This is a genomic window from Roseovarius halophilus (ex Wu et al. 2025) (genome assembly GCF_047086965.1).
The window spans coordinates 42,462-51,982 of sequence record NZ_JBKOTX010000018.1 but is presented as its reverse complement, the minus strand read 5'-3'; the positions used below and the strand labels follow the sequence as shown (position 1 = coordinate 51,982).

Annotated in this window: 11 protein-coding genes and 1 pseudogene; 6 read left to right on the top strand and 6 right to left on the bottom strand. The window is 65.6% G+C overall.

The genetic code is table 11. The annotated features are described in order from the left end of the window. Nucleotides 1-102: 102 nt before the first annotated feature. The 4 genes and pseudogenes from ACH107_RS05760 to ACH107_RS05745 all read left to right on the top strand — a co-directional run. Nucleotides 103-600 (top strand): annotated as a pseudogene (locus tag ACH107_RS05760) (DNA polymerase III subunit gamma/tau); the annotation flags it as partial. Nucleotides 601-672: 72 nt separating this feature from the next. Then, nucleotides 673-1,017, top strand: coding sequence for a YbaB/EbfC family nucleoid-associated protein (locus ACH107_RS05755; protein ID WP_310689982.1), 345 nt, complete (start codon nt 673-675; stop codon nt 1,015-1,017). Nucleotides 1,018-1,106: 89 nt separating this feature from the next. After that, nucleotides 1,107-1,700 (top strand): recombination mediator RecR, encoded by a 594-nt coding sequence (gene recR, locus ACH107_RS05750; protein ID WP_310689983.1) that lies wholly within the window; start codon nt 1,107-1,109, stop codon nt 1,698-1,700. Nucleotides 1,701-1,779: 79 nt separating this feature from the next. Beyond that, a complete protein-coding gene (locus tag ACH107_RS05745; RefSeq protein ID WP_412504994.1) occupies nt 1,780-3,096 on the top strand; it encodes an EAL domain-containing protein in 1,317 nt (438 codons plus the stop codon). 94 nt (nt 3,097-3,190) lie between these two features. Here the strand turns inward: ACH107_RS05745 and ACH107_RS05740 are convergent, their stop codons facing one another. Then, a complete protein-coding gene (locus ACH107_RS05740) occupies nt 3,191-3,943 on the bottom strand; it encodes a DUF1013 domain-containing protein (RefSeq protein WP_310689985.1) in 753 nt (250 codons plus the stop codon). Between the two features lie 131 nt (nt 3,944-4,074). Here ACH107_RS05740 and ACH107_RS05735 point away from each other — a divergent pair, with 131 nt between their 5' ends. After that, nucleotides 4,075-4,704, top strand: coding sequence for a ribonuclease T2 (locus ACH107_RS05735; RefSeq protein ID WP_310689986.1), 630 nt, complete (start codon nt 4,075-4,077; stop codon nt 4,702-4,704). On the opposite strand, the gene ACH107_RS05730 is transcribed toward ACH107_RS05735, so the two are convergent. Next, nucleotides 4,701-5,135, bottom strand: a complete 435-nt coding sequence (locus tag ACH107_RS05730; RefSeq protein ID WP_310689987.1) for an STAS/SEC14 domain-containing protein — start codon at nt 5,133-5,135, stop codon at nt 4,701-4,703. The genes ACH107_RS05735 and ACH107_RS05730 overlap by 4 nt on opposite strands. 206 nt (nt 5,136-5,341) lie before the next feature. Between ACH107_RS05730 and ACH107_RS05725 the strand changes: the two genes are divergently transcribed. Further along, entirely contained in the window at nt 5,342-6,196 is an 855-nt protein-coding gene (locus ACH107_RS05725; RefSeq protein WP_310689988.1) for a DUF2189 domain-containing protein, read from the top strand. On the opposite strand, the gene ACH107_RS05720 is transcribed toward ACH107_RS05725, so the two are convergent. The 4 genes from ACH107_RS05720 to ACH107_RS05705 form a co-directional block, all read right to left on the bottom strand. After that, entirely contained in the window at nt 6,141-6,479 is a 339-nt protein-coding gene (locus tag ACH107_RS05720; RefSeq protein ID WP_412504993.1) for a transposase, read from the bottom strand. The genes ACH107_RS05725 and ACH107_RS05720 overlap by 56 nt on opposite strands. 50 nt (nt 6,480-6,529) lie before the next feature. Then, nucleotides 6,530-7,432 (bottom strand): DMT family transporter, encoded by a 903-nt coding sequence (locus ACH107_RS05715; RefSeq protein WP_412504992.1) that lies wholly within the window; start codon nt 7,430-7,432, stop codon nt 6,530-6,532. A gap of 128 nt (nt 7,433-7,560) precedes the next feature. After that, nucleotides 7,561-7,848, bottom strand: coding sequence for an HU family DNA-binding protein (locus ACH107_RS05710; RefSeq protein WP_412504991.1), 288 nt, complete (start codon nt 7,846-7,848; stop codon nt 7,561-7,563). Between the two features lie 130 nt (nt 7,849-7,978). Further along, on the bottom strand, nt 7,979-9,457 hold the full coding sequence (locus ACH107_RS05705) for an AMP nucleosidase (protein ID WP_412504990.1): 1,479 nt from the start codon (nt 9,455-9,457) through the stop codon (nt 7,979-7,981). Between the last annotated feature and the right edge of the window lie 64 nt (nt 9,458-9,521).

Below are 9,521 nucleotides of genomic sequence, written 5' to 3'. Positions count from 1 at the left end.
TCATTAAGGGCTGCCGTATAATTGTCGACCGGATCACCATTGGCGAGCTCGGAGAGTTCGGCCACAAAATCCGCGGCAGCCTGAAGATGACCATGGCTAGGACCATCCGGCCCTTCGGCCCGCCATGGTGGCGCCGAGCCTGCCGTCGCGACGGATGCCGCGCTCGCCCGCTATCCCACATTCGACCACGTGATCGAGCTGATCCGCAGCCACCGCGACGTGAAACTCCTCGTCGACGTGGAGAACTGTGTCCGCCTTGTCGCCTACCAGCCGGGCCGCATCGAGTTCCAACCCACCGAGGATGCCCCGCGCGACCTTGCTGCGAAGCTGGGCAGCCGTCTGCAGGCCTGGACGGGCAATCGCTGGGCGGTGACGCTCGTGGGCACCGGCGGCGGCGCCACCCTTGCCGAGGACCGCGACGCCGAAGAGGCAGCCCTGCGCGATCAGGCAGCCACGCACCCGCTGGTCCAGGCCGTGCTGAGCCGTTTCCCGGAGGCGCGGATCGTCGGGATTCGCACGCCGGACGCCCTGCAGCAGGAGGCCGAGTTGGAGGCCCTGCCGGAGGTGGACGAGGAATGGGACCCCTTCGAAGAGGAATGATCCGGCCTTGTGGCCGGGCCGCCGGAGCGCCATATCTGCTACTCGGAACCAGAGTCGACAGGAGAAACGGGAATGTTCAAGGGAATGGGCCAGATGGGCGACATGGCCAAGATGATGAAATCCGCCCAGGAGCTGCAGCAGAAGATGGAGCAGCTTCAGGAGGATATGCACGCCATGACGGTCACCGGCGAAAGCGGGGCCGGGCTGGTCAAGGCCACGGCCAGCGCCAAGGGTGAGCTCAAGGGACTGGACATCGACCCCTCGATCTTCAATGGCGACGACAAGGAAGTGGTCGAAGACCTGATCCTTGCCGCCATCAAGGATGCCCAGTCCAGAGCCAGCGACCGCGCCGCCGAGGAAATGCAGACGATCCAGGAAGAACTGGGCCTGCCCGCCGGCATGAAACTGCCTTTCTAGGTCGCATTGGCCTGCCCGTTCGACCTGCTGCGGTGGGGCGAAAGGCGCAGCCTTTTGCGGGCCGCACCCTGGCCCATCGGAGCGCCTTCTTGACCAACGGCACCAGCGACATCGAAGACCTGATCGACCTGATGGCCCGCCTGCCCGGCCTGGGGCCGCGCTCGGCCCGCCGGGCGGTCCTGCACCTGGTCAAGAAACGGGGGCAGCTTCTGGCCCCGCTGGCCGAGGCCATGGCGCGGGTCGGGGCCAGCGCCCGCGAGTGCCTCAACTGCGGCAATATCGGCACCACCGACATCTGCGACATCTGCGCCGCCGAGAAACGCGCCACCGGCCAGATCTGCGTGGTCGAGGACGTGGCCGACCTATGGGCGATGGAGCGCGCCGCCGTCTTCAAGGGCCGCTATCACGTGCTGGGTGGCACGCTGTCGGCGCTGGATGATGTCGGCCCCGAGGACCTGCGCATCCCGCGTCTGAAATCCCGCGTCGCCTCGGAGGGCGTCACCGAGGTGATCCTAGCCCTGGGCGCCACCGTGGACGGCCAGACCACGGCCCACTACATCGCCGATGAACTGGCCGGGGTTTCGGTCACCTCGCTGGCCCAGGGCGTGCCCGTGGGCGGCGAACTGGACTATCTGGACGACGGCACGATCACCGCGGCCCTGAACGCCCGCAAAGGGGTTTGAGGCCCAGTTGCTCAGCGGGCCGGGCCAATCGCTACGGTTCGCTTGACATTGCAACCTATGTTTGTGTCTTTTGCTTATCATGCATCTTGAAGAAGATCCCGCCGAAGATATTTGTGCCCTTCGCGCGAAGGTGCAACAGCTTGAACGGCAGCTGCGTTTCGATGATCTAACCGGCCTGCTGTCGCGGCAGGCCTTCTATCAGGATTTCGAGGTCGGGGCGGCGGCGGGCGACGTGCTGATTTTTATCGACCTGGACGACTTCAAGAGCGTGAACGACAACTACGGCTTCGGCATCGGCGATGACCTGCTGACCGGTATCGCCCGGACGATCCGCTGCGCCGTGGCCGGACGGGGTCTTGTCTGCCGACTTGCGGGGGACGAATTCATGGTGCTGCTGGACAGGGCGCACGCGGCCTGCGTCGAGGTCATCTGCACTGATCTGCTTGCCGCGATCCGGGGCTGCACAAGCCGGGTCGGGGACCTGGAGGTCTCGCGCGGGGCCTCGATCGGAACCTGCCGCGTGCGCCAGGGCATGTCCGCGCGCGATGCCCTGATGATCGCCAATGACGGCCTGCGCGTGGCCAAGGCGAATGGCAAGAATCGCGCGGCGCAGGTGAGTGAGCGCCGCCACGCATCAGGGCCTGTCAGGCCTTCGGTCGAGGAGGTCCGGCTCGGCCTCAGGCGCAACGAGATCGGCTATCACCTGCAGCCCATCCTGGACCTGGCCACCGGCGATGTCTGGGGCTACGAGGCGCTGATCCGCTGGCACCGCGCCGATGGCCAGGTCCTTGGCCCGGCGCATTTCCTCGAATCGATGACAGCCGCCTACGATGCCGAAACCAAGCCACCACTGGCCCAGGCCCACGCCGCCGCAGCCTGGGCCGCGAACACCCAGGGCAAATGCGTCTCGTTCAACATCTCTACCGCCTTTCTGGCGAATCTGGGAGCGGACGGGCTCGACTGGGTGAACACGATCATTGGCGACATTCCCCATGGGAACGTGGTCTTCAAACTGGTCGAAACCATCGTCACGCGCGACGATGACGACGCCATCGCGCGCACGGTGAGGATGCTGCGCGACCTCGGCGTGCAGATCGCCCTGGACGATTTCGGTGTGGGGCAATCGACGCTCAGCCGCCTTCAGACCACCTGCGTGGATTACGTCAAGATCGACAAGCGGTTCACCGCGGCCGCGGGGCGGTCCCGGCGCGACGCGGCGATCCTGGAACGCACCATCGACCTAGCCCATGCGGCGGGCGCGACCTGTATCGTCGAGGGAATCGAGACCCCGGCGCAACTGCAACGCGCCCGGAAGGCAGGGGCAGGCCTCGGGCAGGGGTTCCATCTGGGCCGGCCCAACCCGGTGAGCCATTGGGCCGCCGCTCAGGGGACCTGAGCCGCGCCTGCCGTACCCTGTCAGACACCTTTGCAGAAAAACCAAGCGCCTGGCCCTTTCGGACCGGGCGCGAAACGAGACGGGTCGGGCGCGATCAATCCTCGTCCTCGTCCCCATCATCATCCGGCAGGTTGAAAAAGCTGTCGGCATCAGGCGTCTTCTCGTCGTCCCCGTCCTTGCCCACGTTGTCATTTGACAACGAGAAGGTTTCCAGACCCTCGATGGCCGTGGGCATGCGCGGTTCGTCCTCGGCGGCGAGGCTCTGCTCGGTCGAGACCAGCTTGCGACGCTCGTCATCCGACATGACCTCGCCTGCCTGCTCGCGCTTGGCGTTGGCCTTCTGCACGGCGGTGTCCAGCTCGGACTGCCGACATAGGCCCAGCGCGACCGGGTCGATGGGTTCCATGTTCGAGATGTTCCAGTGCGTGCGTTCGCGGATCGACTGGATCGTCGGCTTGGTGGTGCCTACGAGCTTTGAAATCTGCGCGTCGGTCAGCTCGGGGTGGAACTTGACCAGCCAGAGGATCGAGTTGGGCCTGTCCTGACGCTTGGACAGCGGCGTATAGCGCGGGCCGCGGCGCTTTTCCTCGCCCTCGGCGGCGGGGTTGTGCTTGAGCGTGAGCCTGTGCTGCGCGTTCGCCTCGGCCCGGTCGATCTCGTCCTGGGTCAGTTGGTTGTTCGACACAGGGTCGAAGCCCTTGACCCCGGCGGCGACGTCGCCATCGGCGATGCCCTGAACCTCGAGTTCGTGCAGGCCCACGAAATCGGCGATCTGCTTGAACGTGATTGTCGTGTTGTCCACCAGCCAGACGGCGGTGGCCTTTGCCATAATCGGTTTTTCAGCCATGTTCTCGGCTCCTTCGCGAATACATCTTTCCCCTGCCCCGGCGGGGGCGATCCGGGGTGCGGATCAGGTTCTCTTTGTCGGGGAACTCGGGCGGTATATAGTCGCCACCGAACCACATTGAAAGCCCCGAAATGCTGCGACTGATCCTTGTTCTTCTCGTTTTCGCCGGCCCGCTGCGGGCCGGGGGGACAGCCGGCGAGTTTGATTACTACGTAATGGCGCTGAGCTGGTCGCCCAACTGGTGCGCCCGCGAGGGCGCCGAGCGGGGATCGCCGCAATGTGCACCCGGGGCCGGTTTCGGCTGGGTGCTGCACGGTCTCTGGCCGCAATACGAGCGCGGCTGGCCTGACTATTGCAGCACCGATCACCGCAACCCCTCGCGGGCGGATACTGCCGCGCAGGCGGGCCTGTTCGGGTCGGCCGGAGCGGCCTGGCACCAATGGGACAAGCACGGCGTCTGTTCCGGGCTGTCGGCCGCGGATTACTACGCCCTGTCTGCCGAGGCCTACGACAGGGTCACCCGTCCGCAGGTGTTCCGCGAGCTGGACGATCCCGTTCGCCTGCCCGCCACGGTGGTGGAAGAGGCCTTCCTGCGCGACAACCGCGGCCTTTCCGCGGACGGGATCACCGTGACCTGCCGTTCTGGGAGCATCCAGGAGGCGCGCATCTGCCTGACCCGCGACCTGGCGTTCCGGGACTGCGGCGCGGACGTGCGGCGCGACTGCACGCTGGACGATGCGCTGTTCGCGCCCATGCGCTAGGACCGGGGTGTCGTCACCCTGCCGGTGGCATCGACGTTGTAGCCGGTCTCGGGCGGGTCGTTTCGGGCGATCCAGCTTTCCGCCGTCGCGCGCTCGTCAAGGTGGAAAGCCTTGATAGGCGCCCGGACCAGCGGGCCAAAGACGCTGACGGCCCCGCGAATCCAGCTCGTATCCGTCACCACGGCGATCCGTGCGAAGTCGTGCAGGTGGAGAACCCCCAGACGCGCGTCGTCCCAGGCGGCCCCGGCGGTGAAGCGCTCGAAATCCTCGCCCAACAGATAGAAGAGCTTGGCCTTTCCCTCTTTCTCGATGACCGCCTCCAGCGCGGGCACGAGGGTCTCGTCGTAACTTTTCCCGTCGATGCGGCCGTGCGCGGCAACCGCCAGGACATCGGGCGGAAAACCGGGCAGAATCTCCAGATGACCGGACATGGGCGCCTCCTGCGTTTGTGTGGCCTTATCCTGCAGACAGCAGGTGGGGCCGGCCTTGATCTGACGCAACCGGCGGCCTCCGTATCGAAATCGTGACCACGGGCGGCGGGCCAAGCTGCTAGGCTGATTCTTGGGCCAATCTGTTTCGGACAGATGTCGTCGCCCCGACCCATTGGCCCGACTGTCAACCGCAAACGCGAGGCCAAATGACACAGACGATCGGAAATCCGCTCAGCTGGGGCGCCAGAGCCCTGGGCCGGGCATCCAGTCATGTCGGCGAATCGGTCGAGGCCATCGGCGGCAAAGCCGATCGCGCGCCCGAGGTGAAGATCCTGACCCGACAGGACCTGCGCGACGCGCTGAGGCTCGGGATGCAGGACTTTACCGCCGCCCGGGCCGATGCCCTGTTCCTTGTCGTGGTCTACCCGGTGATCGGGCTGGTGTTGCTGGCCATGGCAACGGACCTGGCCGCGCTGCCAATGCTGTTCCCGCTTGTTGCAGGCTTTGCCCTGCTGGGGCCACTGGCCGCCGTGGGGCTCTACGAGATCAGCCGACGCCGCGAGCGGGGCGAACCTGTCAGCTGGGGCGCCGCGCTTGGGGTCATCGGCGCGCCCTACTTTGTGGCGCTTGTCGTGCTGGGGCTTTGCCTCATGGCAATCTTCGGCACCTGGCTGATCACGGCCTTCGCCATTCACGCCCTGACACTGGGGCCGCAGCCACCAGCCTCGCTGTCGGCGTTCCTGTCCGACACCTTCACGACGGGCGCGGGCTGGGCGATGATCCTGCTGGGCACTGGCGCGGGGTTCCTCTTTGCGCTGCTCGTGCTGGCGACCAGCGTGATCTCTTTCCCGCTGCTGATGGATCGTCACGTCAGCGTACCACGGGCGATCATGACGTCGCTGGACGTGTTCCGGAAGAACCCGCGCGTGATCTGCACCTGGGGTCTCATCGTGGCCGCCTCGTTGATCCTTGGCGCCATCCCGGCCCTTGTCGGACTGGTTGTGGTCATGCCCATCCTGGGCCACGCGACGTGGCACCTCTACCGGCGCGCGGTGAAATAGGCCCCGACGGCGTGGACTCAATTGCGCGCAACCAAATTCTTGATGAAGCGAGGGCGACGACGGCCATGAAAGTATCCGCGTGCTTTTCGAAGCGCGTGGCGATGCGGCGGAACTGCTTGAGATTGCAGAAGAACCTCTCGACCAGGTTGCGTTGGCGATCAAGGTTTTCGGGGGCGATGCGCTGGATGCGCACCCGGCTCTGCGTCGGGATATGGGGTTCACCTCCCGGGTCGCGCACGAGGTCCACAAACGCCCGGCTATCATAGCCGCGGTCGGCGATCACGGTGCCGGGTGGGAGGGCTTGCAGCAGGATCGGCGCGGCAGTCTTGTCACCTAGGCGGCCTGCTTGGCCGGCGCGGCGGGTTTCTGCCTGGACAGCTGCACCGCGAGGATGCCGAAGGTGATGATCGCCACGCCGATCACGTCGCCCCAGCCCAGCGGTTCGCCCAGCAGGAGCCAGGCGGTCAGCACCCCGAAGAAGGGCGTCAGGAAGTGGAACACCGCCGCGCGCACCGCGCCGATACGGTTGACAAGGACGAACCAGACCAGCGTCGCCATCAACCCCGGCACGATCACCGTATAGCCGAAGGCCAGGCCCAGTTGCCATGTCCAGGTGACGCGGAAGGTCTCGAACGTCAGCGCCGCGACCCAGAGCAACGCGCTGCCCACCAGCATCTGCAGCCCCACGATCATCAGGAAGTTCCCGCCCGAGGAGGCCCCGCGCACGGACATTGTCGCCACCGCCAGCGACAGGACGGCGAGCGCACAGAGCGCGATTCCATACAAGTCGGCCCCGCCCTGCACCCTTGTGCCCATGATGACCGCCACCCCGACGATGCCCGCAACCAGTCCGGCAATGCCAAGCGGCGGCAGCTTTTCACGGAAGACCGCCCAGCCGGCGATGGCCACGACAAGCGGCATGGTCGAGGCGATGATCGCCGCCAGCGAGGCCTCGACCGTCTGCATGGCCACGAAGTTCAGCCCGAGGTAAAGCGCGTTCTGACAGATTCCGAAGACGATGGTGGCCATCCACTGGCGCCGGGTCAGGCGCCAGCTCTGCCCCAACATCCGCGCCAGGACCACGCCGATCATCCCCGAGATCAGGAACCGGATCGCCAGGGCATGTAGCGGCGCGGCATACTCGACGATCACCCGCGCGGACGTGAAGGCCGAGGCCCACATAACCCCGAAGGCCAAGCCCAGAAGGATGGCCCTGATATCTACCTCGGTCTTCATTCTGTCCGGCTGTCCTTGCAATTGTCACGGTGCGACCTGACCACGAACCGCCGGTCTTGGAAAGGGCCGCCCGCGAACGAAAAAGGGCCGCCCGCCGGGCGACCCTTTTCAGCCAATCCTGTCAAGGATCAGGAATTCACGCTGTCCTTGAGCGCCTTGGCGATGGTCATCTTGACCACCTTGTCGGCGTCCTTCTTGATCTGCTCGCCGGTGGCCGGGTTGCGGACCATGCGCTCCGGGCGCTCGCGGCAGTAGATCTTGCCGACACCGGGAAGGGTAACGGCACCGCCGCCGGAGACCTCGCGGGTGATGACCTCGGTCATCGCGTCCAGGGCCGTGCCTGCGGATTTCTTGTCGGTGCCCATTTCCTCGGCCAGTGCTGCGACCAGCTGCGTCTTGGTAAGGGGTTTTGCCATGTGTCGTCTCCTCGCTCTGCCCGATGTGTTGGGCTTTTCTACCGTCATTAAACGGCATCTTGTGTGTGCCCACAACGGTTAGTGTAATTTTGCGGGCAAAAAAACCCTATTTTGTTGGTATTTTTGCCGCTCAGAGGAAGGCCGTCTCCTCGAAAGAGCGCAATTTCCGGCTGTGGATGCGCTCGAGCGGCATCTCGCGCAGGTGTTCCATCGCCCGGATTCCGATGCGCAGGTGACGCGCCACCTGCGTCTTGTAGAAGTCGCTGGCCATGCCCGGCAACTTGAGTTCCCCGTGCAGCGGCTTGTCGCTGACACACAGCAGCGTGCCATAGGGCACCCGGAACCGGAACCCGTTTGCGGCTATGGTCGCGCTCTCCATGTCCAGCGCGATGGCGCGGGACTGCGACAGCCGCTGGACCGGCCCGGTGTGCTCGCGCAGCTCCCAGTTGCGATTGTCGAGCGAGGCCACGGTGCCCGTCCGCATCAGCCGCTTAAGGTCATAACCCTCCAGCGCGGTTTCCCCGGCCACGGCGGTTTCCAGCGCGATCTGTATCTCGGCCAGCGCCGGGATCGGCACCCAGACCGGCAGATCGTCGTCCAGCACCTTGTCCTCGCGCAGGTAGCCGTGCGCCAGGACAAAGTCCCCCAGACGCTGGGAATTGCGCAACCCGGCACAATGGCCAACCATCAGCCAGGCGTGGGGCCGCAGGACGGCGATGTGATCCGTCGCCGTCTTGGCGTTGGATGGCCCCACCCCGATGTTGACCAGCGTGATCCCCGCATTGCCCGGCCGTTTCAGATGATAGGTCGGCATCTGCGGCAGTTTGTCGGGCAGCGACAGCGGCGCGTGGGGGTCGGTGATCTCGTCGCAGCCCGGCGCCACGAAGCCGGTATAGCCGCTGTCGGGATCGGCCAACATCTTGCGGGCAAAGGCCTCGAATTCCTGGACGTAGAACTGGTAGTTGGTGAACATCACGTGGTTCTGGAAATGCTCGGGCGCGGTCGCGGTGTAGTGCTGCAGGCGGGCCAGCGAATAGTCGATCCGCGGCGCGGTGAAAGGCGCCAGCGGGGCCGAGCCGTCAGCGTAGCGAAAGCCGGTCCCGTTGACGATGTCGTCATGCATCTGCGCCAGATCGGGCACGTCGAAAACGTCGCGCAGGGCATAGCGGATCGCCCCGTCCTGGGGCACGTTGATCTCGCCACGCACGGCGAAATGAACCGGCATGGCGGTGGTCGAAATCCCCACGGTCACCGGCTGGTCGTGGTTCTGAATCAACAGGTCGATCTGCTGGGTCAGGTAGCCCTCGAACAGGTCCGGCCGGGTGATCGTGGTCGAATAGGTGCCCGGTTCGGCCACATGGCCAAAGCTTAGGCGCGTGTCATTGTGGGCAAAGGTCGTGGTGGTCAGACGCAGTTCGGGATAGAAGGCGCGGAACCGCGTGTCGGGCCGGTCACCGACGACATTGTCGTTGAACGACCGAGTCAGGAAATCCACCGCGATCTCGTGGAGCTCGCGCAGCCGCGCCACGGCGCTGGCCGCATCGGAAAAGCTCTCGGGGCCGGGCACCTCGGGGGTGCGGACGGGCAGGTCTGCATCGGACGGAATCATGGTGCCGTTCCCCCTTGGCGGCTATCGGGAAACACCGCCTACGCGCTGCGAAATCGGTGCCGGT